General features: G+C 68.0%; 26 protein-coding genes and 1 pseudogene. 4 read left to right on the top strand and 23 right to left on the bottom strand.

Features of this window, described 5'->3' with window-relative positions:
* Positions 1-112 precede the first annotated feature (112 nt).
* From ACFHYQ_RS21545 to ACFHYQ_RS21510, 8 genes and pseudogenes are all read right to left on the bottom strand, one after another.
* Positions 113-499 carry a hypothetical protein gene (locus tag ACFHYQ_RS21545; protein WP_394302926.1) on the bottom strand — a complete coding sequence of 129 codons (387 nt, stop codon included), beginning with the start codon at positions 497-499 and terminating at the stop codon, positions 113-115.
* Positions 496-1,104 carry a hypothetical protein gene (locus ACFHYQ_RS21540; RefSeq protein ID WP_394302925.1) on the bottom strand — a complete coding sequence of 203 codons (609 nt, stop codon included), beginning with the start codon at positions 1,102-1,104 and terminating at the stop codon, positions 496-498. Before ACFHYQ_RS21540 ends, ACFHYQ_RS21545 begins: the two co-directional genes overlap by 4 nt.
* A 132-nt stretch (positions 1,105-1,236) precedes the next feature.
* A pseudogene (locus ACFHYQ_RS21535) lies at positions 1,237-1,461 on the bottom strand (response regulator transcription factor); the annotation flags it as partial.
* A gap of 113 nt (positions 1,462-1,574) precedes the next feature.
* On the bottom strand, positions 1,575-2,171 hold the full coding sequence (locus ACFHYQ_RS21530) for a hypothetical protein (RefSeq protein ID WP_394302924.1): 597 nt from the start codon (positions 2,169-2,171) through the stop codon (positions 1,575-1,577).
* A gap of 1 nt (position 2,172) precedes the next feature.
* Complete coding sequence (locus ACFHYQ_RS21525) at positions 2,173-3,288, bottom strand: adenosine deaminase (protein WP_394302923.1); 1,116 nt, start codon at positions 3,286-3,288, stop codon at positions 2,173-2,175.
* 24 nt (positions 3,289-3,312) lie between these two features.
* A complete protein-coding gene (locus ACFHYQ_RS21520) occupies positions 3,313-3,666 on the bottom strand; it encodes a cupin domain-containing protein (protein ID WP_394302922.1) in 354 nt (117 codons plus the stop codon).
* Between the two features lie 66 nt (positions 3,667-3,732).
* Positions 3,733-4,299, bottom strand: coding sequence for a nuclear transport factor 2 family protein (locus ACFHYQ_RS21515; RefSeq protein WP_394302921.1), 567 nt, complete (start codon positions 4,297-4,299; stop codon positions 3,733-3,735).
* Between the two features lie 184 nt (positions 4,300-4,483).
* Positions 4,484-4,666 carry a hypothetical protein gene (locus ACFHYQ_RS21510; RefSeq protein ID WP_394302920.1) on the bottom strand — a complete coding sequence of 61 codons (183 nt, stop codon included), beginning with the start codon at positions 4,664-4,666 and terminating at the stop codon, positions 4,484-4,486.
* 102 nt (positions 4,667-4,768) lie between these two features.
* Between ACFHYQ_RS21510 and ACFHYQ_RS21505 the strand changes: the two genes are divergently transcribed.
* Positions 4,769-5,101 carry an FAD-dependent oxidoreductase gene (locus ACFHYQ_RS21505; protein WP_394302919.1) on the top strand — a complete coding sequence of 111 codons (333 nt, stop codon included), beginning with the start codon at positions 4,769-4,771 and terminating at the stop codon, positions 5,099-5,101.
* Here the strand turns inward: ACFHYQ_RS21505 and ACFHYQ_RS21500 are convergent.
* The 11 genes from ACFHYQ_RS21500 to ACFHYQ_RS21450 form a co-directional block, all read right to left on the bottom strand.
* Complete coding sequence (locus tag ACFHYQ_RS21500) at positions 5,073-5,855, bottom strand: SDR family NAD(P)-dependent oxidoreductase (RefSeq protein ID WP_394302918.1); 783 nt, start codon at positions 5,853-5,855, stop codon at positions 5,073-5,075. The genes ACFHYQ_RS21505 and ACFHYQ_RS21500 overlap by 29 nt on opposite strands.
* A gap of 28 nt (positions 5,856-5,883) precedes the next feature.
* Positions 5,884-7,026, bottom strand: coding sequence for an LLM class flavin-dependent oxidoreductase (locus tag ACFHYQ_RS21495; protein ID WP_394302917.1), 1,143 nt, complete (start codon positions 7,024-7,026; stop codon positions 5,884-5,886).
* A 155-nt stretch (positions 7,027-7,181) separates the two neighbouring features.
* Positions 7,182-8,468 carry a thymidine phosphorylase gene (locus ACFHYQ_RS21490; protein WP_394302916.1) on the bottom strand — a complete coding sequence of 429 codons (1,287 nt, stop codon included), beginning with the start codon at positions 8,466-8,468 and terminating at the stop codon, positions 7,182-7,184.
* A gap of 12 nt (positions 8,469-8,480) precedes the next feature.
* Positions 8,481-8,870, bottom strand: coding sequence for a cytidine deaminase (locus ACFHYQ_RS21485; protein ID WP_204016151.1), 390 nt, complete (start codon positions 8,868-8,870; stop codon positions 8,481-8,483).
* A gap of 28 nt (positions 8,871-8,898) precedes the next feature.
* Positions 8,899-10,191, bottom strand: a complete 1,293-nt coding sequence (locus tag ACFHYQ_RS21480) for an ABC transporter permease (protein ID WP_394302915.1) — start codon at positions 10,189-10,191, stop codon at positions 8,899-8,901.
* The gene (locus tag ACFHYQ_RS21475; protein ID WP_394302914.1) at positions 10,188-11,369 is read right to left on the bottom strand and encodes an ABC transporter permease; all 1,182 of its coding nucleotides are present in this window, start codon (positions 11,367-11,369) and stop codon (positions 10,188-10,190) included. Before ACFHYQ_RS21475 ends, ACFHYQ_RS21480 begins: the two co-directional genes overlap by 4 nt.
* Positions 11,366-12,907, bottom strand: a complete 1,542-nt coding sequence (locus ACFHYQ_RS21470; RefSeq protein ID WP_394303031.1) for an ABC transporter ATP-binding protein — start codon at positions 12,905-12,907, stop codon at positions 11,366-11,368. Before ACFHYQ_RS21470 ends, ACFHYQ_RS21475 begins: the two co-directional genes overlap by 4 nt.
* A 143-nt stretch (positions 12,908-13,050) precedes the next feature.
* Positions 13,051-14,121 (bottom strand): BMP family lipoprotein, encoded by a 1,071-nt coding sequence (locus ACFHYQ_RS21465; protein WP_394302913.1) that lies wholly within the window; start codon positions 14,119-14,121, stop codon positions 13,051-13,053.
* A gap of 242 nt (positions 14,122-14,363) precedes the next feature.
* Entirely contained in the window at positions 14,364-15,521 is a 1,158-nt protein-coding gene (locus ACFHYQ_RS21460) for an amidohydrolase (RefSeq protein WP_394302912.1), read from the bottom strand.
* A gap of 129 nt (positions 15,522-15,650) precedes the next feature.
* Entirely contained in the window at positions 15,651-16,820 is a 1,170-nt protein-coding gene (locus ACFHYQ_RS21455) for a glutamate--cysteine ligase (protein WP_394302911.1), read from the bottom strand.
* Positions 16,821-16,831: 11 nt separating this feature from the next.
* Positions 16,832-17,080 (bottom strand): SCO4848 family membrane protein, encoded by a 249-nt coding sequence (locus ACFHYQ_RS21450; protein ID WP_204016228.1) that lies wholly within the window; start codon positions 17,078-17,080, stop codon positions 16,832-16,834.
* Positions 17,081-17,225: 145 nt separating this feature from the next.
* On the opposite strand from ACFHYQ_RS21450, the gene ACFHYQ_RS21445 reads away from it, so the two are divergent.
* On the top strand, positions 17,226-18,599 hold the full coding sequence (locus ACFHYQ_RS21445; RefSeq protein WP_394302910.1) for a D-alanyl-D-alanine carboxypeptidase family protein: 1,374 nt from the start codon (positions 17,226-17,228) through the stop codon (positions 18,597-18,599).
* Between the two features lie 34 nt (positions 18,600-18,633).
* On the opposite strand, the gene ACFHYQ_RS21440 is transcribed toward ACFHYQ_RS21445, so the two are convergent.
* Positions 18,634-18,849 (bottom strand): hypothetical protein, encoded by a 216-nt coding sequence (locus tag ACFHYQ_RS21440; RefSeq protein ID WP_394302909.1) that lies wholly within the window; start codon positions 18,847-18,849, stop codon positions 18,634-18,636.
* Positions 18,850-19,020: 171 nt separating this feature from the next.
* Here ACFHYQ_RS21440 and ACFHYQ_RS21435 point away from each other — a divergent pair, with 171 nt between their 5' ends.
* Positions 19,021-19,341 carry a type II toxin-antitoxin system RelE/ParE family toxin gene (locus ACFHYQ_RS21435; RefSeq protein ID WP_394303030.1) on the top strand — a complete coding sequence of 107 codons (321 nt, stop codon included), beginning with the start codon at positions 19,021-19,023 and terminating at the stop codon, positions 19,339-19,341.
* Between the two features lie 56 nt (positions 19,342-19,397).
* Positions 19,398-20,510, top strand: a complete 1,113-nt coding sequence (locus ACFHYQ_RS21430; protein WP_394302908.1) for a helix-turn-helix domain-containing protein — start codon at positions 19,398-19,400, stop codon at positions 20,508-20,510.
* Positions 20,511-20,630: 120 nt separating this feature from the next.
* Here the strand turns inward: ACFHYQ_RS21430 and ACFHYQ_RS21425 are convergent, their stop codons facing one another.
* From ACFHYQ_RS21425 to ACFHYQ_RS21415, 3 genes are read right to left on the bottom strand one after another with little or no spacing between them, the layout of a single operon-like run.
* On the bottom strand, positions 20,631-21,605 hold the full coding sequence (locus ACFHYQ_RS21425; protein WP_394302907.1) for a YihY/virulence factor BrkB family protein: 975 nt from the start codon (positions 21,603-21,605) through the stop codon (positions 20,631-20,633).
* A 51-nt stretch (positions 21,606-21,656) separates the two neighbouring features.
* The gene (trpS, locus tag ACFHYQ_RS21420; RefSeq protein ID WP_204016137.1) at positions 21,657-22,655 is read right to left on the bottom strand and encodes a tryptophan--tRNA ligase; all 999 of its coding nucleotides are present in this window, start codon (positions 22,653-22,655) and stop codon (positions 21,657-21,659) included.
* A gap of 49 nt (positions 22,656-22,704) precedes the next feature.
* Positions 22,705-24,072, bottom strand: coding sequence for a hemolysin family protein (locus ACFHYQ_RS21415; protein ID WP_394302906.1), 1,368 nt, complete (start codon positions 24,070-24,072; stop codon positions 22,705-22,707).
* Positions 24,073-24,173 lie beyond the last annotated feature (101 nt).

The raw sequence follows: 24,173 nt of genomic DNA, 5'->3' as shown, positions 1-24,173 counted from the left end.
CACCGGCCGGCTTTCAGATGACCCGAAACAGACTCCCCCGCTGTCAGAACAGGCCGAGGTGGTCCAGGAGTTTGGTGGCGGCTTCGAGGAGGGATTGGGCTATTGTAATGGCTTACTCCGCTTCGGCCCAATCGACTACCTCGTCAGGGAATTCAGGGTATTCGAGTTCGTTTCGCCGGCGGCGCAGGGTGCCGAAAGGTTCAAAAGTGGGACCAAACTGGCGAACTATGGCCTGCTGAACCGCGTAGTGTCCACCCTTTGTGGTGGCACGAAGTCCTTGCTGAGCCAACAGGCCCGCGCAAGCGAATCGTGCCGCATCGTAAGCCAGCGTGTAGGCGGAATTTGGATCGGTCTCGGTGAGCTCTCCAGCGCTTGCGAGAGTGACCAAGCTTTTCTCCAACCAACCCGGCCCATCGGTCGCTTCGCCGCGAACCCTCTGTAGTTCCTGGTTGGTGAGCATTCGCTCGATGTCGGCCTCGCCGCGCGTCCACCGCGTCACTGTCCTGCTTCCCGTCCGCCGTCGGTAGCCCGTGAGATGAGTTCGATCGTGGGGCTTGCTTTGATCTGCCGGATCAAGGCGTCCGTGGCAGTCTGCCATCTACGCGTGGAGGCCAGGACCGGATTGACCGGAATTCCGATACGATCTTGGGCCCTGTCGGCGGCGGCGTATACAGCGGTTCGGTCGGCGTCGCCAATGACGAGAACGTCGATATCGTGTGGTGCATGCCCCGGTTCGCCGCTATGACGAGCCGCCCATGAGCCGAAAACAAGGACGCGGTCCGCCCCAGGAATATTGGCGAACTCCTCAGCAATTACCACTTGAGGGCCGTACATATAGGACAATATTTCAATCAAGGGCTTGCTGATGGGGTGTTTGAGGTTGGGTTCGAGTATTCGGGAGCGACCCACCTCGGTCGCGTTGATCAGTTCGGCCTCTTCCAGACGCTTGACCTCGGCGTGCAACGTCGAGGGAGAGGCGTTGAGTTCTCTGGACAGGGACGCCAGAGTCCAGTGCCGCTCCCGCCGCAAGTAGATGGCGGCGAGGAGATCTGCTTGGGTCTGTGTCCGGAACACAGGCACGGCAGTCGCTGCGACCCTTCGCATGGAACGAATATATCTTCGGTTTTTCCGAATGGTCAACGGTCTGGGCCGCCAGTGGTGACGCCGTCAGGGACGGGTGTCGTCGGCACCCGCTCCGCAGCGATTCGTTGTGCACCCGTGGTCGAGGCAACTTCTCTATCCTCGTGTAGGAGCTGTCGCGCTTCGCGGCGTCATGCGAGAGCATGATTCCGGGATGAGACCGGCTTCGTGGGCGAGGATGGCCGCCTGTACTCGATTTCGCAGGTCGAGGCGGGTGAAGATCGCGCTGACGTGGCCCTTGACGGTGCCCTCGACGAGGCCGAGCCGCTTGGCGTTCTGGGCGTTGGACAGTCCGGCGCCGAGCAGGGTAAGTACATCGCGGCATCCCGGCGCAGGGCCCGGACGACAGGGTCCACCCCTGACTTTCGTCAGGCCCGCAGTGGTCTCCGTTACCGCGCTCTGTGCGGCAGGCCGGGCGGGCTTACGGGGGCGGCTCAGGAGAGGATGATCGTCACCACGACCAGGGCGAGCGCGGCGGCGGCTACGGCGATCGCGGTCGGCGACCAGGTGACGGAGGTCTCCCCCGATGAGGCGTCCCGCCGGCTCGTGCTCATCTCGGTGATCCGCTGGGCCGCCCAGTCGGCGTGCGTACGCGAACCGACCGCCTCGGCCACCGCCCGCTCTGTACGGGACGCGTCGGCAGAGGAGGCCACCTTGGCGCTGCGCGCCCTGGTCCTGGCCCGCTCGCGGGCGGTCACCTGCGGCGTCCAGCACCGGACCGTGGCGCGGCCGGCCTCGATGACGATCGCGCTGGTCACGATCACGTCGTCGACGGCACGCCAGGGGATGTAGGCGTTCCTGAACGGGTTGCGTACGCGGACGCCGCCGTCCTCCAGCACGAGCGCCGGGCGCAGCGCCATGATGAAGATCAGTGCCGTTATGACGCCCAGCACGGCCCCGGCGATCAGCGCCGACGGCATCGAACCGCGCATGACCAGGTCGTAGGTGTTCCACGCGGCGAACACCAGCCAGATCCAGCCGAAGATCCAGCTGAACTTCGACCGGTAGACCTCTTCTTTCGCCCTGTCCAACTCAGGCCCGCCACTTCAGGTGGGCGAAGCCGGGCTTGATCACGCCGTTGATCAGCGCCAGTCGCTCGTCGAACGGGATGAAGGCGGACTTCATCGCGTTGACCGTGAACCACTGCAGGTCGTCCCAGTCGTAGCCGAATGCCTCCACTAGCTTGGCGAACTCCAGCGACACGCTCGTCCGGCTCATCAGCCGGTTGTCGGTGTTCACCGTCACCCGGAAGTACAGCCTGCGCAGCAGGCCGATCGGGTGCTCGGCGATCGACGGAGCGGCGCCGGTCTGCACGTTCGACGTGGGGCACATCTCCAGCGGAATCCGCTTGTCCCGGACGTAGGCCGCCAGCCGCCCGAGTTTCGCCTCGCCATCGCCGGACACGGTGATGTCGTCGTTGATCCGTACGCCGTGGCCCAGGCGGTCGGCGCCGCACCACTGGATGGCCTGCCAGATCGACGGCAGCCCGAACGCCTCGCCGGCGTGGATGGTGAAGTGGGCGTTCTCCCGCTGCAGGTACTCGAAGGCGTCGAGGTGCCGGGTGGGCGGATATCCCGCCTCGGCCCCGGCGATGTCGAAACCGACCACTCCTACGTCGCGATAGCGCACCGCCAACTCGGCGATCTCCATCGAGCGGGCCTGGTGGCGCATGGCGGTGAGCAGTGTGCCGACCCTGATCCGCGGCTGTCCGTCCGGTCCCGCCGAGCCCAGCCGGAAGCCCTCCAGCACGGCCTCCACGACCTCGTCCAGTGTGAGCCCGCCGACAGTGTGCTGCTCGGGGGCGTACCGCACCTCCGCGTACACCACGCCGTCGTCGGCCAGGTCCTGAGCGCACTCGGCCGCGACCCTGACCAGGGCCTCACGGCTCTGCATCACCCCGACCGTGTGGGCGAAGGTCTCCAGGTAGCGCTCGAGCGAGCCCGAGTCGGCGGCGTCCCGGAACCATTCGGCGAGATTGTCCGGATCGCCGGACGGCAGGACATGGCCGCGATCACGGGCCAGATCGATGATCGTCTGGGTGCGCGGCCCGCCGTCCAGATGGTCATGGAGAAGCACCTTGGGTGCTTTGCGAATCTCCTCAAGTCTGGGCAAGCGGCTCACGGTTCCCACCTCGCTCCGGTCGCTCATCACGCAATCCTATCCCCGGCGCCGTCACTCCTCCCGGTGCGCGGTGTCGGGGGAGAACGCGGGCAGGCAGACCGCGACGTACTCTGCTCCCGAGGGCCCCGAGGCGTACCGGATTCTCTCTCCGGGCTCGCTGACGAACGCCTGGCCGGCGGACACGACCGTGGTGCCTCCGTCGTGCTCGACGACGACCGAGCCCTTGAGCACGAGCGTGTACTCAGCGAACTCAGGGGCCTGGGCAGGCTCCTCCCAGCCGGACGGGGCGACCATGTACGCGATCGAGACCCGGTCGTCGCCGCTGTTCACCCGGCCGACGTACTCACGAATGACCTTGCCTCCCGGCACGGGAATCCGCGTCGGCCCCTCGATCCTCTTCACCATGCCGAGCAGGCTACGCCGAGCGCCCGAAAGACACCAGAGAGTGCTTCGAAGTGCTGTCTGTCGCGCTCACCCACCCGCTGCGGCGGAGCCGCCCCCGAGATCGGACCCCCAGAAACGTCGCCACGACTCCCAGCGCTCGGGCAGTTCGGCCCGGTGAATGAACGGGTTCCCCGGGAAGTTGAACCTGTCCGGCACCCGCAGCGGGTTCTCCTCCACGTCGGCGGCGTAGAACACCTTCGTGCTGCGCGACGCGAAGTACCAGTGCCCGTCACGTCGTTCGTAACGGTCCCAGTACTGCATGGGCATCACCACCCACAGGTCGCCGACCTCGTGCTCCGGGCGGCCGTAGACGACGCCGGTGGCGTGGTCCTCGTCGACGAAGTCGATGACGTGGTTGCCGACGAGGTGGAAGGTGATGCCGTACGGCCGCAGGATCTCCCCGAACCAGTCGGCCAGCGCCTCCCGGCCCACCCGCCCGTCATGCGTCCTGACGTCCTCGACGAAGAGGGAGGCCAGGGTCGTGACGTCCCGGCTGTCCAGCGCGAGCGCGTAGCGGGAGACGAGCTGGCGGATCTCCTCCACCGCCTCCAGCCTCCGCACCCGAGCCGCAAGATCAGTCGTGTTCTCGCCCATGGCGTCGTCCTTTCAACGGTGACTTCCCCGTCGGTTCCCAGTCGGCCAGTTTCGGCGAACGTCCTCAGTCCCGCACCGAGTCCTCTCAACCAGTGAGATGGGGCACGGATTCGAGAACTGAGAACGCGGGCATCCGCCGTACGGCCCGGGCCGTGCGTAGCAGGGCATGACTTTGAAACAGGACCTAGCGCAGCGGGGCCGGCTCGCTGAACAGAGATTCCGGGATCGAGTCCTCTCGCGCCGCCTGATCGATCGACTCACGCAGCGCCCGGCAGGACGGTACGAACGCGCTGTCCGTGCCCTCCTGCGCGAGGCGGGCGAACTCGGGGCAGGCGGCCTTGGCGTCGGCCGGCGCCGTACGGCTCACGCCGACGCCGCCTCCCGGTCAGCGGGAACGCGCCCTACCTGGCGGAAGGTGGCGATTCCTACCCTTGCGCGGGCACGTCACCAGGATCGGGAAGGGAAACCCATGTCAGCAGCGAACGCTCCCAACGAAGACCGCTGGGACATCGAATGCGAGGTCCTCGTCGTGGGCTCGGGCGGTGGCGGGTGCACCGCCGCCTACACGGCGGGCGCCCTCGGGCTGGACACGCTGCTGATCGAGAAGACGGATCTCTTCGGCGGCACCACGGCGTACTCCGGGGCCACCCTGTGGCTGCCGGCAACCGGACACAGCGCAGGGCCGGCCTCGACGACAGCGCCGAGAAGGCGCTCACCTATCTGCGCGCGACGGTCGGCATCCCGGGCCCCCGGCATTCGTCCGGAACGCCGCCTCAGATCTTCCAGCCGCCGTCGACGCTGACGACCTGCCCGGTGATTCTGCGTCCGCCGTGCTCCGAGGTCAGCAGCAGCGCCATCGCGCACAACTCCTCCGGCTCGAGGATGTGGCCCTGGACGCTCTCGGCGCGGGCCCGCGCCTCGATCTCCTCGGCGGGCATGCCGTACTGCTCGGCGAGGCGATCGAAGTCCGCCAGGCCCGTACGGACCCATCCTGGACACAGGCAGTTGACCGTGATGCCCGCCCATCCGACCTGCGCGGCGAGCTCCTTGGTCAGCCCGACCAGACCGTGCTTGGCAGTGGTGTAGCCGATCGGGGCGCCCGACATCTTGGCGGCGCCGGAACCGATGTTGAGGATCCGGCCATAACCCTGCTCCCTCATGTGCGGCAGCGCCTCACGAGAGATCCACCACGCGGACAGCAGGCACAGCGTCACGGTGTCCTCCACCGCCGCGTCGGCGCAGGTGAACGGGTTCTGATCGGCGCCAAGCGCCGCGCCGACGTTGTTGACCAGGACATCCACCCGGCCGAACTCGCGCACCGCGGTGCGCACCGGTTCCCGTGCCGCCTCGCGCTCCATCGCATCGGCGACCACCGCCAGTGCCCGGCCTCCCTTGGACCGGATCCCGTCGACCACCTCGTCGAGCTCGTCCTTGGTGCGTGCGGAGACGACGACCGTGGCACCGGTTTCGGCGTACGCGCGGGCGAGGGCGCGGCCGATGCCTCGCCCGCCCCCCGTCACCACCACGACGCGCCCATCGAATCCGCTCTCAGTCATCCCATATGTCTCGTTCATCTCGGAGCTCTCAGTCATCGGAGGTCCCGCAGCCGGTCTCGGCGGTGGATCCGGCAGTGGACCCGGCGGTGGGCTCTGCCTCGGCGCGGAGCTCGGGGGCGACACTCCCGAACAGCAACTCCACATGGCGCTCGACGAGGTCGTCCGGCATCCCGGCGATGCTCGCCCACAGGTAGACGTGCTCCACCGGCAGGCCCGCCGTACGCTTACTGATCGCCTGAACCACATCCCGCGGCGTCAGCACGGTGAGACCCGGGATCTTTCCCTTCGGGCCGGCGCCGCCCGACACCTCCTCGACGGTCAGATCGCGATACGACTCGGTCTCACCCGCGTTCATCCTCCGGTAGGAGTTCAACTGGTAGACGAAGTGCGGCAGGATGCGCCGCCGCGCCTCATCGGGGTCGTCGGCCACGATGATGTCGAACATGCCGCTCATGCGGGCCGACGACGGCTCGTGCCCGCCTTCCGCCAGCCCCTGCTCGTACGGCTCCAGCAGCCGCGGGTCCAGGGAGAGCAGACCCGCGCCGAGCCGACCGGCACGGCGAGCCCCCTGCGGCCCCTGGTAGCCCATCCAGATCGGCAGCGGCCGCTGGACGGGCGGCGGAGTGACCTCGCCCTCGGCGAACAGCCGCCTGATCTCGACGACCGCTGCGTCGGTCAGCGTGTAGCGCCGCCGGATGTCCGCACCGAACGCGTCGTACTCCCGCTCGGCGAACCCCGCGCCTATCCCGAGTTCGAGCCGACCGCCGGAGAGGATGTCGACCACGGCGGCCTCCTCGGCGACGTGCCGGGGATGCCGCAACGCGGCCAGCAGGATCGCGGTGCCGATCCGGAGCCGGGAGGTGCGGGCGGCCACGGCCGCGGCGAAGGTCAGCGGCTGAGGGAGGTAGCCGTCCTCGAGGAAGTGGTGCTCGGTGAACCACACCGATGCCGCGCCCATGCCTTCCGCGGCGCTGATCAGGTCGAGGTTGCGCCGGTAGTGATCGGTCCAGGGGCGCCGCCAGAAAGGCGGGTTACGGAGATCGAAGAAGAGGCCGAGCTTCAACAGCAGCACTCCCGGAGGTGAGATGAGGACGCGCCGGGTCCCCGTGGCGATCGTGGCCTGCTCACAGGCGGACCTGGATCGGCCGCTGCGCCTACGCAGGTTAGGCATGCCTGGACATGAACTGCCCGTGGCTCTCACTGACCGGGAACCGGACGGAGCACGCCGAGGAGCCGCCCGCGGCGGATGGCGGCCAGCGGCTTCCTTCCCGGTTCTCGCAGATCTTCCCCCGCGGATGCTGCGGCCACTTCCACCCCTGACTCGCGCTACGCGGTGATGCGGTCGACGATCAGCGGCAGCAGGCCGGGGTCGGCCGAGGCCCCGACCTCGTAGGCGCCGTCCAGTGCCTCGACGGCCCGTTCGAACCTCGCGGGGTCGTCCGCGTGCAGCGTCATCAGCGGCTGGCCCTCGCTGACCGGGTCGCCCGGCTTGGCGTGCAGGGTCACCCCGGCTCCGGCCGACACCGGATCCTCCTTACGGGCCCGGCCGGCGCCCAGCCGCCATGCCGCCAGACCGACCGACATGGCGTCGAGCCGGGTCAGCACGCCGGAAGCGGGCGCGGCGAGCTCCAGGGACTCGGCCGCCTTCGGCAACGGGGCGTCCGGATCACCTCCCTGAGCGGTGATCATGCGCCGCCAGGTGTCCATCGCCGAGCCGTCCTTCAGCGCCTCCTCCGGATCCCTTGCGTCCGGGATCCCGGCCGCCTCCAGCATCTCCCGCGCCAGCCGTACGGTGATCCCGACGACGTCGGCGGGGCCGCCGCCGGCGAGGACCTCGACGGCCTCCTCGACCTCGAGCGCGTTGCCGACGGCCTTGCCGAGCGGCCGGTCCATCGCGGTGAGCAGGGCTACCGTGCGCACCCCGGCGTCGGTGCCGAGGGCCACCATCGTCCGGGCCAGCTCACGGGCGGCGGCCACATCCTTCATGAACGCGCCGGAGCCGACCTTGACGTCGAGCACGAGCGAGCCCGTCCCCTCGGCGATCTTCTTCGACATGACCGATGAAGCGATCAACGGGATCGACTCGACCGTGCCGGTGACGTCACGCAGTGCGTACAGCTTCTTGTCCGCCGGGGCCAGCCCGCTGCCCGCCGCGCAGACCACGGCGCCGGCCGTACGGATCACCCGCAGCATCTCGTCGTTCGACAGGGACGCCCGCCAGCCGGGGATGGACTCCAGCTTGTCCAGCGTGCCACCGGTGTGCCCGAGTCCCCGTCCGGACAGCTGCGGCACGTACGCGCCGCAGGCGGCCACCAGCGGGGCTAGCGGAAGTGTGATCTTGTCGCCGACCCCGCCGGTGGAGTGCTTGTCAGCCGTGGGCCGGTCGAGGATCGACCAGTCCATCCGCTCCCCCGACCGGATCATCGCCTGGGTCCAGTCCGCGACCTCCCTGCGGTTCATCCCGTTGAGCAGGATGGCCATCAGCAGCGCCGACATCTGCTCGTCGGCGACCTCACCTCGCGTGTAGGCGTCCACCACCCAGTCGATCAGCGCGGTGGACAGCTCGCCGCGGTCCCGCTTGGTGGTGATGACCTCTATCGCGTCAAACCCCATGCCCTCTATCCCTTATCGCGACAAGTCGTCCGGCCCGAAGGCGTACGGCAGAAAGTCCGCCATCCGCATCGGCCCCTCCGGCGTCTCGACCAGCAGGTCGGGACCCCCGTGCTCGAAGAGCAACTGGCGGCAGCGGCCGCACGGCATCAGCAGCTCACCGTGCCCGTCGACACAGGTGAACGCGACCAGCCGGCCACCTCCGCTCGCGTGCAGCGCGGAGACGAGACCGCATTCCGCGCACAGCCCGATACCGTACGACGCGTTCTCCACGTTGCAGCCGGTGACGACCCGGCCATCGTCCACCAGCGCGGCAGCGCCGACCGGAAACTTCGAGTACGGCGCGTACGCGTGCGTCATCGCCTCGTTCGCCGCGGCGTGCAGCGCCGCCCAGTCGATCGTCATCTCGCTCCCCTTTCGCGTTCGCGACCCGTCATGTGGTCTGTCCCCTGCGGTAGGGGATTCCGTCCGCGGCCGGCATGCGCAGCCGCTGGGAGGCCAGCGAAAGCACCAGCAGCGTGGTCAGGTGCGGGGTGAACGTGGTGAACTGCTCGGGCACGGTGTCGGTCACCATGAACACTACGAAGACCAGGATCGCGCACCCCGCGGTGATCAACGCGGCGACGGTACGGCTCTGCCGTACGAGCTGGTAGACGGCGACGGCGGCGAGCAGCAGCGCGACGACGAGCAGCAGCGCGTGCACCGAGACCCCGCCCTGCCGCAGCTGCAGTGCGTCCGTGTAACCGAACAGCGCCGCGCCGCCGGCGAGCCCGCCCGGACGCCAGTTACCGAAGATCATGGCGGCGAGGCCGATATAGCCGCGGCCCCCCGTCTGCCCGTCACGGTAGATCCCGGCCGCCACGATCGACAGGAACGCGCCGCCCAGCCCGGCCAGCAGGCCGGAGACGACCACGGCGGCCCACTTGTAGAGATAGACGTTGACGCCGAGCGACTCGGCCGCCACCGGGCGCTCGCCGCAGGACCGAAGGCGCAGGCCGAACGCGGTGCGCCACAGGATGTAGTACGACACCGGCACCAGCAGGATCGCCAGGATCGTGAACCACGACACGCCCTGGGTGAGCCCACGCAGGATGCCCGCGAAGTCGGACAGCAGGAACCATTGTCTGGCCTCCAGCGCCCGCAGCGGCCCGTCGATGAACGTGACGCTGAGCCTCCCCATCTCGGGGAGTTGGGGAGAGTTCTTGGTCCCGCCGCCCGGCATCTTCTCGAAGACCAGCTTCGACAGATACTGGGTGAAGCCCACACCGACGATGTTGATCGCGACACCGGAGATGATGTGGTCGACACCGAAGGTCACGGTGGCGACCGCGTGGAGCGCACCGCCGAGGGCGCCGCCCACCGCGCCGGCGACCACCCCGGCCCACGGGCTGTGGAACTGGAGCGCCCCCCAGGCGCCGAACCAGGTTCCGAGCACCATCATGCCTTCGAGGCCGATGTTGACCACACCGGCACGTTCCGACCACAGGCCGCCCAGGGCCGCCAGGCCGATCGGTACGGCGAGGCCGAGGGCGGCGGCGACCGTGCCGCCCGAGGTGATGTCGCTCGCACCGGTGACGATGCGCACGGCGGACAGCAGCACGACCAGCCCGACCCCGCCGAGCAGCAGGATCGGCGTCGTGACCCGGAATCGGCGGGTCGGCGGCGTGGGCCGGGTCCCACCCGCCGGAGCCGACGCCGTGGTCGTTCCCTCCGCTTGCCCGCTCACGCCGCGGTCCCTTCCGCGGCCGGTGCGGCGGTCATCTCCTGACCGGCCCGCCGCTGCTCGGCGACGATCCGATATCGGTGGACCAGCTCGTACGCGATGATCACCGAGAGCACGGTCACGCCCTTCATGATGTCCGCGGTCTCCTTGGAGATGTCGAGCATCTGGAGGGAGTCGGACGAGTTGCTCAGGAAGCTCCACAGCAGCGCGCCGAGGGCCATGCCCACCGGGTTGTTCCGGCCGAGCAGCGCGATCGCGATGCCGTCGAAGCCCAGGCCCGACGGGAAGTTGTTGCTGTATTTGTGCGATTCGCCGAGCAGTTCGGGCATCCCGGCCAGGCCGGCCACCGCCCCGGACAGGACCATCGCGGTGACGATCATCCGCTTGACCCCGATGCCGCTCGCGACCGCGGCGGGTTCGGACATTCCGGTGGCCCGCAGCTCGAACCCGAACCGGGTGCGGTTCAGCAGCACGTAATAGGCGATGCCGAGAATGATCGCCACCACGAGGAAGCCGTTGACCAGCTTCGGCGTGCCGGCGATGAGCGCCATCCCCGGCATCTGGGAGTCTCCCGGGATCGGCCGCGTGGCCAGCTCGTTCCCGGTCAGAACGCCGAAATGGTTGCTCATGAGCCAGGACGCGAGGCCGGTGGCGATCGCGTTCAGCATGATGGTCGCGATGACCTCGCTGACGCCGCGCTTCACCTTCAGCAGCCCGGCGATCCCCGCCCAGAGCGCGCCGACGAGCACCGCGACCACGAGCACGAGCACGACGTTCAGCACACCGGGCAGCAGCGCCGCCCCGCCCACGCCGGCCGCCACCACGGCGGCCAGGCGATACTGCCCGTCCACGCCGATGTTGAACAGGTTCATCCGGAACCCGATGGCGACGGCCAGCGCGGAGATGTAGTACATCGTCGCGCTGTTGAGGATGACGGCCATCGTGCGCGGCTGGGTGCCGTACTGGGCGAGCGCGTCGAAGGCGTCCAGCGGTGAACTTCCCGCGATCAGCAGGACCATCGAGGTGATCAGTGCCGCGAACAGGACGGCCAGCAGCGGAGCGGCCAGCGCCAGCCAGCCGCTGAGCTTCACCCGCCCCAGCAGCCGATCGCGGAACCCACCGGCTCCACCTGCTCCGAGCGTGGCGCTGCCGCGCCCGGCCGGTTCTTTTCGCTCACTCATTGCGCTGCCGCCTCACCGGCGCCGGTCATGGCCGAGCCGAGCTGTTCGGGGGTCACGTTCGCGGGATCCACGTCCGCGACGATCCGGCCACGCAGGATCACCTTGAGCGAGTCGGACAGACCGATCAGCTCGTCGAGGTCCGCCGAGATCAGCAGCACGGCGAGACCGGCGGCGCGCGCGTCGCGCAGGTGATCCCAGATGGCGGCCTGCGCGCCGACATCGACGCCACGGGTGGGATGGCTGGCGATCAGCAGCACTGGATCACCGCTCATCTCCCTGCCGACGATCAGCTTCTGCTGGTTGCCGCCGGAGAGCGCGGCGGCCGCGGTGTCGATCCCGGGGGTACGGACGTCGTAGTCCTCCGCGATCCGCCGGGTGTCCGCCCGGGCCCCCGAGCGGTCGATCCAGGGACCCTTGACGTTGGGCCGGCGCGTCTGGTGGCCGAGGATGCGGTTCTCCCACAGCGGCGCCTCCAGCAGCAGCCCGTGCCGGTGCCGGTCCTCCGGGATGTAACCGATGCCGCCCTCGCGCCGTTTCAACGTCGGCCATCCGGAGATGTCCTTGCCGTCGAGGATGAGCGAACCGGTCGTGCAGGGACGGATGCCCATGAGCGCCTCGACCAACTCGGCCTGGCCGTTCCCCTCGACCCCGGCGACGCCGAGCACCTCGCCCTTGTGGATGTCGAAGCCGACCCCCTCGACGACCGCCCGCCCGTCGACGCCGCGTACGGTCAGGTCGCGCACCGACAGCACCACGGTGTCGGTGACCGTGGACTCGCGGGTCTCCGGGCTGGGCAGCTCGCTGCCGACCATCAGTTCGGCGAGGCGACGAGCGGTCATGTCCTTGGGATCGACGCCGGCCACGGTGGTGCCGCGGCGGATCACGGTGATCGCGTCCGCCACCCGCAGGACCTCGTCGAGCTTGTGGGAGATGAACAGGATCGTCAGGCCCTCGCGGACCAGGCCGCGCAGGTTCTCGAACAGCTCGTCGACCTCATGGGGTACGAGCACCGCGGTCGGCTCGTCGAGGATGAGGATCCGCGCGCCGCGGTAGAGGACCTTCAGGATCTCCACCCGCTGGCGGTCGCCGACCCCCAACTCCTCCACCGGCACATCCGGCCGGATGCCCAGGCCGTACGCGTCGGAGATCTCCTTGATCTTCCTGCGGGCCGCGCGGAAGTCTACGGCGACGCCGGCCCGGCGCGGCTCGCTGCCGAGGATGACGTTCTCCAGCACCGTGAGATTGTCGGCGAGCATGAAGTGCTGGTGGACCATGCCGATGCCCGCGGCGATGGCGTCCGCCGGGGTGTGGAAGGCGACGGGCTTTCCCTCGACGCGGATCTCACCCTCGTCCGGGCGCTGCATGCCGTACAGGATCTTCATGAGGGTGGACTTGCCCGCGCCGTTCTCACCGACGATGGCGTGGATCTGTCCCTTGGTCACCCGTAACTGGATGTCGCGGTTGGCGACGACGCCGGGGAACCTTTTGGTGATCCCGGTGAGCTCTACTGCGGGTGCCGTGACGGTCGCGGTGGAAATGGCGGCCCCCTCCTTGAGGAGTACCTGGGTGGGCGGTGACAGACGAGATCGTAGGCGTGGGTGCCCGGCAAGCGCGGCCACTGCCGCACGGCTGTGGACAACTTCACCGGGCCCCACGAAGGAGCGGGTCAGACGGGCAGAGCTCAGGAGCTCGGAACCGTGATCTCGCCGTCGACGATCTTCTGCTTGTACTCGTCAATCTTGGACGTGATGTCGTCGATCTTTCCGCCGGTCGTCGAGTAGCCCACACCGTCGGCCTTGAGGTCGTAGACGGTCTTGCCGGACTGGACCGTGCCGTCGGCCGCGTGCTTGAGGAAGTCGAAGACCGCGACGTCGATCTTCTTGATCATGGACGTGATGATGACGTCCTTGACGTCGGCGTACGCGGGGAGAGCCGCCTGGTCGGAGTCGACGCCGACGGCCATCGCGCCGGCCGCCTTGGCCGCCTCGAACACGCCGCTGCCGGAGCCGCCCGCGGCCTGGTAGACCACGTCGGCGCCGCTGTCGAACATGCCCTGCGCCGCGGTCTTGCCCTTGGCCGGGTCGTTGAAGCCGCCGAAGTCCGGCGGCTGGGTCAGGTACTTCGACTGGAGCTGAATGTCCGGCTTGACCGCCTTGGCGCCGGCCTCGAAGCCGGCCTGGAACTTGTGGATCAGCGGTACGTCCACGCCGCCGACGAAGCCGACGCTGCCCTTCTCGGACTTGAGCGCGGCGGCCACGCCGACCAGGAACGAGCCCTGTTCCTCGGCGAACACCAGGTTGCTGATGTTCGCACCCGTCGCGGCATCGTCGTCGACGATGGCGAACTTCACGTCGGGGAACTCGGGCGCGACCTTCTTGAGCGACTCGGAGTAGGCGAAGCCCACCGCGATGACCGGGTTGTACCCGTTGGAGGCGAGCAGGCGGAGCCGCTCCTCCTTCTGGGCGTCCGTCTCGCCCGCCGCGGCCTCCAGCTCCTTCTTGTCGGCGTTCAGCTCGGCGACGGCCTTGTCGAGGCCCCGCGCGGCGGCGTCGTTGAAGGAGCCGTCGCCGCGGCCGCCGATGTCGTAGGCGAGACCGACCTTGAGAGCCGCGCCCGCGGGCGCGGCAGACGAGGACGCCTCGGATGTGGCCGTCGATGTGGAGTCGTCATTACCCCCACACGCGGCGACGGCCATGAGCATGGCGCCCGCCGCGCTGGCGGCTGCCAGTTTGCTAACTCGATTGCGGAGCAAGGTGTGCAGACCCCTTCCGTGTCCCCGCCGGGACAGCTTCCGTCGCCGGCATGGAGGAACGCACGGCAACCCTGCACGGAAGATAGTTCTTTGACCTGCGTGGACCAAACCCGCACCGCAGTCCGCAACGTGTCCGTTATGTACCTCACGCCACCTTGTGACCCATTGGCCGGCCTGCGGAAACTCCAGGTCATCCCCGACCGCCGCTCACTAAGGCCGCCATGGCTCGGTACGACTACCGGTCAGTAGGACTGCAGGGCGTTCATCGCGGTCTCGACGAACATCCGGACGCCGACCCCGATGGCCCGTTCGTCGATGTCGAAGCGATCGTTGTGCAGGTCGACATGGTCCTCCGCGTCCGGATGCGTGACGCCCAGACGGAAGAGCGCGCCCGGGACCTGGCGGAGGTACCAGGCGAAGTCCTCACCACCGAGGCTCTGCGGAGCCTCCTGCACGTGGTCCTCGCCGCAGACGGCGAGCGCCGAGTTGTAGAGGATCTTCGTGGCCACCGCGTCGTTGACCACAGCCGGGCACACCCGGTTGTAGTCCAACTCCCATTCGACCCCGAAGGGCTCGATCAGCTCGGTGAGTGACTTCTGCACGATGCTGGGGATTTGCTCCCAGATGTCCGCGTTGGGGATCCGTACGGTCCCGGCGGCCTGCGCGCGGGACGGGATCACATTGGCGGCCTCGCCGGCCTGGATGATGCCGAACCCGAGGAGCACCCGCTGGTGCGGTTCGAGGGACTCGTTCACGGACTCGGCGAGCCGGGCGATCACGGAGGCCAGCGCGTTGATCGGGTTGACGGTCAGGTGCGGCCGAGCCGAGTGGCCGCCCTTGCCGTGCAGCCGCAGCACCATGTGATCCTGGGCCGAGGTGATCGCGCCCGTGCGGATGCCGACGTCGCCCACCTTGCGGCTCGGGTCGCAGTGCAGAGCGTAGATCACGTCCACGCCGTCGATCGCGCCACCCGCGATCATGTCCAGCGCGCCGCTGGAGGACGACTCCTCCGCCGGCTGGAACACCAGCCGGATCCGGCCCGGCAGGTGCTGCCGCCGCTTGGCGAGTTCGAGGGCCGCCCCCACCAGGACGGTCGTGTGCACGTCGTGCCCGCAGGCGTGGCACACGCCGGTGTTCTGCGAGCGGTACGGCACGTCCTTGGCGTCCAGGATCGGCAGCGCGTCCATGTCGGCGCGCAACCCCACGGTGGGGCCGTCGGCCCCTTCGATGTCACAGACGAGCCCGGTCCCGGTCGGGAAGACCCGTGGCTCCAGTCCGGCGGATCTGAGCATGTCCGCCACGGCGGCGGTCGTACGGATCTCCTGACGGGCCAGCTCTGGGTGGGAGTGGATGTCCCGGCGGAACCGGATAAGTGTTTCTAGATCCAAATCCCCTGTCAACACGAGAGCAGACTCCGTCCAGCTAGTTCATTTTCCTTGTGATCGCAAGCGAGAATGGGGGACAGTCTAGCGATCGATACACCGATCTGCCGGTTTTCCTGCGAGTTTATGCGAAGCGTGGCGCAACCATTACCTATCCGCCCATCCAGGCTGCTGGACACGGGACGTTACGAACCTGTCTTCGGCGAGTTCGATAACCGTCGCGTCGACGATGTCCTGAAGGCTCCCCCCGTCCGCCAGGATCGCCCGCTGACGTTCGCTCGAATTGCCCTGCTCCAGCACCTCGGTCATGACCGCCAGTTCCTCGGCGCAGCCGAGCCGCTCGGCGACCGGTTCGAGGTCGCGCCGCAGCTCGTACAGCAGATCCCGCATGGGCGCGGTCGACCCGCGGTCATCGATGATCACGTTGGCGTCGAGACCGTACCGCGTCGCTCGCCACTTGTTGTCGTGCACCACCCAGGCCGCCGGGTGCGGCAGCGTGTAACCGCGGTCGAGCTGCTGGTCGAGCCGTGCCACCAGGCTCTGGCACAGCGCGACGACCATGCCGACCTCCCTGGGCGTGGGGATGCCGTCGAACATCCGTATCTCGATGGTGCCGAAGTCGGGGTGCGGCCGGATGTCCCACCACACCTCCTTGATGCTCCTGATCGTCCCCGCCCGCAGCAGCGTGTCCATGTACTCCTCGAACTCCGCCCAGTCCGCGAGCAGGTGCGGCGGCCCGGCCGTGGGCAGCGAGCCGAAGACGATCGCCCGGCTGGACGCCAGTCCGGTGTCCTTGCCGCCCCAGAAGGGGCTCGACGAGGTCAGCGCGAGGAAGTGCGGCAGGTGGGCGGCGAGCGCGTTGACGATCGGGATGACCTTGTCTCGGTCCTGGACCCCGACGTGCACGTGCACACCGAACGTCTGGATCCGCCGGGCGAGCCACTGCAGGTCCTCGACCAGCTCGGCGTACCGCTGGCTCGGCGCGTAAACCGCGTCGCGCCATTCGCTGATCGCATGGGTGCCCGTGCAGGCCAACACGGTGTCCCTGGGCCCGACCACCTCGGTGAGCCTGCTGATGCTCTTCTTCAGGTCCTGTACGGCCTCCGCCACCGTGTGGCAGACGTCGGTGACGATTTCGATCTGCGACTGCATGAGCTCGTGCATGGCCTTCGGACGCTGGCCCTCGCTCAGGTCGGGGACCGCGGCGAGCACGTCCTTGGCGTCCTGGCGAAGATGGCGGGTGTGCCGGTCGATCAACTGGAGCTCCCACTCCACACCCAGAGTCGCGCCGCGGGAAGGGTTGAACTGGATCGCCACGCTCGCCTCCATCACATCGAAATGTCCTTCCTTTCCTTAATGCCCGTTGCGCTTTTGGTTAGTGCCGCCGATGCCAGCAATCCGCGTACACCCAGGACGCCGAGCACCAGCCCCAGGATGACGTTGACGGCGATCAGCACACCGTGAACCACATAGAAGGCGGTGTCGTGCCCGTCCTGCAGGTTGAACCCGAGGTTCACCCATTCAAAGATCATGAAAGCGCCGAGGGCCAACAGAAAGCCCGATACACGTCTCGTCATCCTTCTAGTATCAACGGCCGCCCCATATGCGTATATTCGCGATCTTTGGGGGATCTGTCCCGCATGTGCAGGGACTCAGGACTAGGCTGATCCGCCTATGCTGCCCAAGAGGACGAACCACGGCCCCACGTCGGCGAAGACGCGCATGACGGCACGTGTGACAGCGCTCGGTACGGCGCTCGCCACCGTGGCGCTGCTCGGCGTCGGAGCACCGGCAGCCGGAGCACCGGCAGCCGAAGCACCGGCCGGCGCGACAGCCCTGCCCTCCCCGTCCCCCTCTCCCGACACCGTCGACCCCGGTGCCGGCGAAAGCCCCGGTGCCGGCGAAAGCCCCAATGCCACCCGGAGCCCGACTGCCACTGCCAACCCCGGCACCGTCGACGACGCCCCGCGTAGCACGGTGGGCGGCAGGCTGCTCGCCGGCCGCGGCGTGATCGTGCCCGCCGGCCTCAAACCGCTGCCGAAGACCGAGGCCTCGGCCTTCCTCATCGCCGACGCCGACACCGGCGCCGTGCTGGCGGCCAAGGACCCGCACGGCCACTACCGGCCCGCGAGCACGCTCAAAACGCTGACCGCCGTCACCCTCATCCCCAAACTCGACAAGAACCGCAAGGTCAAACCCAGCGATCAGGCCTGCAATGTGGACGGCAGCGCCGTCGGGATCGTCCCAGAACCGATCTACAAGATCGACGATCTCCTGCGGGCGCTGCTCATGGTCTCGGCCAACGACGCCGCGGTCGCGCTCGCCGAGGCGAACGGCGGCATGCGCAAGACTCTCGCCGACATGAACGGCGTGGCGCGCGGGCTCCAGGCGTACGACACGGTGGCCAAGACGCCCAACGGCCTGGACAAGCCGGGCCAGCGGACCTCGGCCTACGACCTCGCCCTGATCGCCCGGGCCGGGTTGGCGATGCCCCGGTTCCGCGAGTACATCAAAACGAAGGTCGCCAAGTTCCCCGCGCCGAAACTCCCTCAGCACTACGACAGGGAGTACCGCGAGCAATCTGACGGCCACAACCGTCATCACAGCCCCAAGGCCAGCAAATCCCCGCCGAGCTACTACGAGATGGGCAACCACAACAAGCTGCTGTGGAAGTACCCCGGCATGATCGGCGTCAAGAACGGCTGGACGTCGAAGGCCCTGGGCAGCTTCGTGGGCGCCGCCACCCGAAACGGACACACGATCATCGTCGTGATCATGCATCACCCGGGCGGCTTCTGGGACGAGGTGGCCAAGTTGCTCGACTGGGGCTTCGCCAACCGGGGCAAGGCCGCGCCGATCGGCCGGCTCGTCGGCCCGGTGGCACCCTCGCCGTCCCCCGGTCCCAACGTCCTGCCCGTACGGCCCGGACGGCCCGGACGGCCCGCCGCGAGCCCGGCGGCCGCGGCGGGCGGAGTCGGCGGAGAGAACAGCCCACTCCCGGTCGTCGTGGCCGTGCTGGCAGGCGGCGTGCTCCTCATCGGCGGCGGCGCCACCGTCTACGGCATTCGCCGCCGACGCCGCACGAGCCGTACCTGACCGAAATCCGGCTCAGTGACTCGGCAACGCGCGGCTACTCCACTCCCAGCTGGCCGCCCAGGCCGCGGAACCGACGGGCGAGATCGGGAACGTCGTCCAGCTCGCCCTTGGCCAGTGAGATGACGAGGCTCTCCGCCTCGTCCACGTCCTGATAAACCAGAGTCTCACCGTTGTCTTCGAGAAACGCGACGGCGGCGGCCCAGCCGAGCCGCTCCCCGTGACGGCAGGCGGGCCATCCACCCGACCTCACGGCCGTTCCCCGGGATGTCCCCAAGCACCTTGAAGAACTTTTCCGTCATATCTCTCAATTCGTAGTCGATCAGACACGTTTTGCGCGCGGGTTCACGATGTATCGATTAAAGTGATGCCATCTTTACCTACTAGGTAAATCTCGCAGGCGGGAGGCGCGGGTAGGTTGGAGGTGTACTACGAGAACGCGAGGTTCAGGAAGAGGTGCGAGTCCGATCAGGAGCGGCGCAAGCACTTCGGCCACGACCGGGCCAACGCCTTGGCGAAGCGCATTCAGCAGTTCCAGCAGACCGAGACTCTCGATGAGATGCGCATGCTGGGCGGCCGTTGCGAGGAGCTGACAGGAGACCGGAAAGGACAGCTATCCGTCCGGCTTGACGCCAACTACCGGCTCATCTTCGAACCTGAGGAGTGGATCGCAGACGATCAGGGTTCGCTGGATTGGACAGCGGTCATGGCGGTGGTGCTCATCGAGATCGTGGACTACCACTGAGGGTCGGCCAAGTGGACCGTACGGCAGGCGGTGCAACGGCGTGAGGAGGGATGGCAATGGCCAGGGCGAAGACCACGCGTACCCTGTATGCGGCTGGAGATCTCGACTACGCGGTGCCGCCGGGGGACACCCTGCGGGAGCTTCTCGAAGAAAAGGGGATGACCCAGCGTGAGCTGGCAGAGCGTGTCGGATTGTCCCCGAAACATGTCAATCAGCTGATTCACGGTCTCGTACGCCTCACTCCCGAGGTCGCCGAGTCGCTGGAACGCGTGGTCGGCACTCCCGCGAGGCTGTGGAACCGGCTTGAAGCCGACTACCAGTCGACGCGCACACGTCTTCGATCGGTCAGAGACCTGGAACAGCACATCGAGTGGCTCAAAGAGCTTCCGGTGTCCGAACTGGTCAAACGGAAGGTGCTTCCGGAGGAGCCGAAAGACAAGGTCGCGCGCGTCGAACAGCTTCTCGCGTTCTTCGCCATCGCCTCGGTCGACGTATGGCGAGAGCTGTACGAGCAACCGGCGGCATGCGCGTTCAGAAAGTCCAAGGTCCAGGATTCGAAGCTCGGCCCCTTGGCCACCTGGCTGCGCCTCGGGGAAATCGAGGCACAGCAGATGCACTGCGCGACCTTCGACGCCGCGGCACTCAGAAGGTCGATCCCCGATCTGCGGGCGCTGACCGTGCTGCCCGCGCATGAGTTCCGGCCACGCCTACAGGAGATCTGCTCCAGCAGTGGTGTGGCCGTTGTTTTCGTGGAGGAGGTCAGGGGGGCGCGCGTAAGCGGTGTCACTCGAAAGCTCGGAACCAAGCGCGTCATTCAACTCAGCCTTCGCTATCGTACGGACGATCAGCTCTGGTTCAGCTTCTTTCACGAGGTTCACCACGTGCTGAACGGCGACGATGCGATTCGCATCGAGATCGCCGGCAAGACCGAGACCGACGATCCGAAAGAGGCGGAAGCCGACCGGTTCGCGGCGGACACCCTCATCCCGTCCCAGCATGCCTCCCGGTTGGGTGGCCTGACCTCGAAGGACGCCGTACGGGCCTTCGCCGAGGAGATCGGAATCGCTCCGGGGATAGTCATAGGACGACTACAGCGAGAGTTCCCCCGTCGATGGCCCTACCGCAACGGTAACGATCTCAAGCGCAAGCTGGATCTGACCGCTTCCTGACGTCATGTCGGGATCGCGGCAGGCAGGCGACATGGACGCTGAACGATTCGGCCACTTCCGGCTGGGGGATCGGGCACGCAGAGTCCTGGCCAGCCCGCAGAGGCGAAGGCAGGCCGACTGCTAGCAGTCGGTCTGCCGGGGGCGGTCGGGAATGGCGGGCGATGGCAGGGGGTTGGGCGCGGGCGGCGGGCCGAGGGTGGCCGTGGCGGTCCAGGCGGCGGTGTAGAGGATCAGCCGGGCGGACAGGTTGATCCACAGCAGCAGGCCGACGATGACCGCGAACGTCCCGTAGATGGGGTTGTGCAGCGTCCCCGACAGGATCAGCGCCGCGAGCTGCTTGAGCAGCCCGAAGCCGACCGCGCCGAGTAGGGCCCCTTTGATCACGACTCGGAACGGCTCGTCGGGCTTGGCCAGCCAGCCCAGGATGACGACGAAGATCAGCATGTCGGCCAGCAGGGAGGCGCCGGCCCCGACGAGCCGTACCGTGAACTCACCCAACACCGAGTCACTCAGGCCGAGCCACCCGGCGACGGCACCGGTCGCGCCGCCGGCGAAACCACTGACGATGACCGAGACCAGCATGATCACGCCAAGGAGCACGAGCGTGACGAGGTCTCGAAGCTTGCCGACGAAGAAGCTCGGCTTCGGGCTGCTGGTCATCCAGATGTCGCGCAGCGCCGTACGCAGCGCGTCGACCGCCCCGAGCCCGGCATACAGCAGGCCCAGCAGGCCGATGACGCCCGCGCTGGCACGGGCCCCGGCGAGCTGGTCGATCTGCAGCTGCTGGGCGAGCCCGGGAAGCTGCGCGTTGACCGCCTTGATGAGCGTGGCCAGCGCGTCGGGCTGGAACGTCACGATGAACCCGAACAGGGCGAACGCCAACGCCAGCAGCGGGAAGAACGACAGGAACGCGAAATAGGTCAGCGCGCCCGCCAACCGATCGCCCCTGCGCACGTGATAGCGCTGCACGGTCCGGATGAGGTGGTCGACCCACCGGTACCGGAACCGCTCCCGCTCGACGAACTCCCGGCCCCACTCCTTGGCGGCGGCGACCCACCGCTTCGCCCGATCGATCAGGCCCGACTCGCCACTCATCCAGTGACCACTACCCGGCATCGGCGAATCGACGCCCGAGCGGAACCCTGCCTAGGGCAGCAGGCCGAGGCGGTCGCGGACCTGGGCCATGGTCTCCCGGGCCACCGCACGAGCGCGCTCGGCGCCGACGGCGAGCAGACGATCGAGCTCGGCCTCGTCGGCCAGCAGTTTCTCGGTTCGCTCGCGGATCGGGGCGAACGTGTCCACCACGACCTCGGCGACCTCCTTCTTGAAGGCGCCGTAGCCCTGACCGGCGAACCGCGCCTCCAGGTCGGCGATCGACATGCCTGACAGCGCCGAGTGGATCCGCAGCAGGTTGGTGACGCCCGCCTTGTTCTCCTCGTCGGCGATGACCTCGGAGCCGGTGTCGGTGACGGCTCGCATGATCTTCTTGCGAAGCTTGCCCGGCTCCTCGAGCAGGTCGATGATGCCCTGCGGGCTGGACGACGACTTCGACATCTTGGCCGACGGGTCCTGGAGGTCGGTGATCTTCTCGACCTCCTTCAGGATGTACGGATTCGGCAGCTTGAAGGTCGGGCCATAGCGGCTGTTGAACCGTTGCGCGAGGTCGCGGCTGAGTTCCAGGTGCTGCTTCTGGTCGACCCCGACCGGAACCTGGTCGGTCTGGTAGATCAGGATGTCGGCGGCCATCAGCATCGGGTAGGTGAACAGGCCCACCCCCGCCGAGCTCTCGCCATACTTGGCGGCCTTGTCCTTGAACTGGGTCATCCGGGCGGCCTCGCCCATGCCGGTCTGGCAGATCAGGTACCAGGCCAGCTCGCTGTGCTCCCGGACGTGGCTCTGCACGAACACGGCGGCGCGCTCGGGGTCGAGCCCCACCGCGAACAGCTGGGCTGCGGCGACCCTGGTCCGGCGGCGCAGATCCTCCGGCTTGGGCGTGACGGTCAACGCATGCAGGTCGACGACCGCGTAGAAGGCGTCATGGGTGTCCTGCAGGGCCACCCACTGCCGCACCGCGCCGAGATAGTTGCCGAGGTGGAACGAGTCGGCGGTGGGCTGGATTCCGGACAGAACGCGAGGACGGGCCATGACATGTAATTCTGTCAGGCGTCGACAGGTGCCCGCGACAGGCACACCCCTACCCGTTCTGTGCGTTCCGCGCCGCGTCGTCCCGGGCCTCGTCACGCGCCTCGGCTCGGGCCTCGCAGGGTGCCTGATCTGGGGCGGCAGCCGTACGGGTGACCCGGACGCGGGCGACCCGCCGGCCGTCCATCTCGGAGACGGTCAGCTTGAGGCCGACCACCTCGACGGCCTCACCCCGCTCGGGGACGTGACCGAGCGCGGCCATGACGTATCCGCCCAGTGTCTCGTAGGGGCCCTCGGGGAGCCGCACACCCGTCTGGTCCGCGAAATCCTCCAGATGGACCAGACCCTCGATCTCCATGTCGCCGGCGATGAGGCGTACGGCCTCGCCGTCCTGGTCGTACTCATCGCGGATGTCGCCGATGAGCTCCTCGACCAGGTCCTCCAGCGTCACGATGCCGCGGGTCCCGCCGTACTCGTCGACCACGATCGCCAGATGGTGACCCTCGTCACGCATCTCGGCCAGCGTCGTGAGGACCCGCTTGCTCGCCGGCACGAGTTTGACGGGCCGGATCGGCACCAGTTCGCTGATCGGTTCGACGCTCCCGGTCAGGACCGGGTCGAGAAGATCCCGAACATGGACAAATCCGATGATGTCGTCATATGAGTCTCGATAGACCGGGAACCGGGAGTGCGGCATGGCCGCGGCCAGCACAGCCGCCTCGGCCAGCGGTGTGTCCACCGCCATGAACTCGACCTCCGTACGCGGCAGCAGCACCTCTCTGAGCTGGCGCTTACCCGCCGCGAACACCTCTCCGATCAGGTCACGCTCGTCCTGGGCGAGTTCCTGGTGGCCCGCCACCATCTCACGGAGCTCCTCAGTGGTCATCTCGGCCCGGTCGGCCGCCGGATTGCCGCCGAGCAGCCGCACCACGCCGTTGGTCGACATCGACAGCAGCCAGATGACCGGCCGCGACAGACCCGCGATGAAGTCGAGAATCGGCGCGGCCAGCAGTGACCACCCCTCCGCCCGCTGCCGGCCAAGGCGCTTGGGCGCGAGCTCGCCCAGCACCAGGGACACGAACGAGATGGCGAGCGTTACGATCACGAACGCCAGAGGGGCGGCGACCCCCCGCTCCAAGCCCCAGCCCGCGAAGACCGGCGTCAGCCGCCCGGCGAGTTGGTCGGCGCCGAGTGCGGCTGAAAGCACGGTGGCGACGGTCACGCCGACCTGGATGGCCGAAAGGAAGCGGTTCGGGTCGTGGGCGAGCTTCTGCACCCGGGCGCCGCGGCGGCCCCGCTCGCTGAGCCGCCTGACCTGGCTCTCCCGCAGGGACACCATGGCCATCTCGGTGGCGGTGAAGAAGCCGCCGATCAGAATGAATATCAGGACCAGGGTGATGATCACCGCGACGTTGCTCACGTCATCGTCCGTTCCCAATGTGGTCGCTCTTCTGCAGGCATTCAACCCGTTCCGCGCGGGCAGCGCGTAGGCTGGGCGACAGTCGTACAGAATTAAACACT

The organism is Sphaerimonospora cavernae, from assembly GCF_042435035.1.
GTDB classification, from domain to species: domain Bacteria; phylum Actinomycetota; class Actinomycetes; order Streptosporangiales; family Streptosporangiaceae; genus Sphaerimonospora; species Sphaerimonospora cavernae.
Note: the sequence above shows the minus strand (reverse complement) of the source record. Positions and strands in the feature narration are given on the sequence as shown.

Bases quoted from the DNA above. Each gene is read 5' to 3' on its own strand.
- ACFHYQ_RS21505 (WP_394302919.1), top strand. From the start codon at position 4,769: ATGTCAGCAGCGAACGCTCCCAACGAAGACCGCTGGGACATCGAATGC.
- trpS (WP_204016137.1), bottom strand. From the start codon at position 22,655: ATGGCCCGTCCTCGCGTTCTGTCCGGAATCCAGCCCACCGCCGACTCG.
- ACFHYQ_RS21500 (WP_394302918.1), bottom strand. From the start codon at position 5,855: ATGACTGAGAGCGGATTCGATGGGCGCGTCGTGGTGGTGACGGGGGGC.
- ACFHYQ_RS21495 (WP_394302917.1), bottom strand. From the start codon at position 7,026: ATGCCTAACCTGCGTAGGCGCAGCGGCCGATCCAGGTCCGCCTGTGAG.
- ACFHYQ_RS21520 (WP_394302922.1), bottom strand. From the start codon at position 3,666: ATGGTGAAGAGGATCGAGGGGCCGACGCGGATTCCCGTGCCGGGAGGC.
- ACFHYQ_RS21490 (WP_394302916.1), bottom strand. From the start codon at position 8,468: ATGGGGTTTGACGCGATAGAGGTCATCACCACCAAGCGGGACCGCGGC.
- ACFHYQ_RS21525 (WP_394302923.1), bottom strand. From the start codon at position 3,288: ATGAGCGACCGGAGCGAGGTGGGAACCGTGAGCCGCTTGCCCAGACTT.
- ACFHYQ_RS21425 (WP_394302907.1), bottom strand. From the start codon at position 21,605: ATGAGTGGCGAGTCGGGCCTGATCGATCGGGCGAAGCGGTGGGTCGCC.
- ACFHYQ_RS21450 (WP_204016228.1), bottom strand. From the start codon at position 17,080: ATGACGAGACGTGTATCGGGCTTTCTGTTGGCCCTCGGCGCTTTCATG.
- ACFHYQ_RS21475 (WP_394302914.1), bottom strand. From the start codon at position 11,369: ATGAGTGAGCGAAAAGAACCGGCCGGGCGCGGCAGCGCCACGCTCGGA.
- ACFHYQ_RS21430 (WP_394302908.1), top strand. From the start codon at position 19,398: ATGGCCAGGGCGAAGACCACGCGTACCCTGTATGCGGCTGGAGATCTC.
- ACFHYQ_RS21515 (WP_394302921.1), bottom strand. From the start codon at position 4,299: ATGGGCGAGAACACGACTGATCTTGCGGCTCGGGTGCGGAGGCTGGAG.
- ACFHYQ_RS21540 (WP_394302925.1), bottom strand. From the start codon at position 1,104: ATGCGAAGGGTCGCAGCGACTGCCGTGCCTGTGTTCCGGACACAGACC.
- ACFHYQ_RS21485 (WP_204016151.1), bottom strand. From the start codon at position 8,870: ATGACGATCGACTGGGCGGCGCTGCACGCCGCGGCGAACGAGGCGATG.
- ACFHYQ_RS21445 (WP_394302910.1), top strand. From the start codon at position 17,226: ATGACGGCACGTGTGACAGCGCTCGGTACGGCGCTCGCCACCGTGGCG.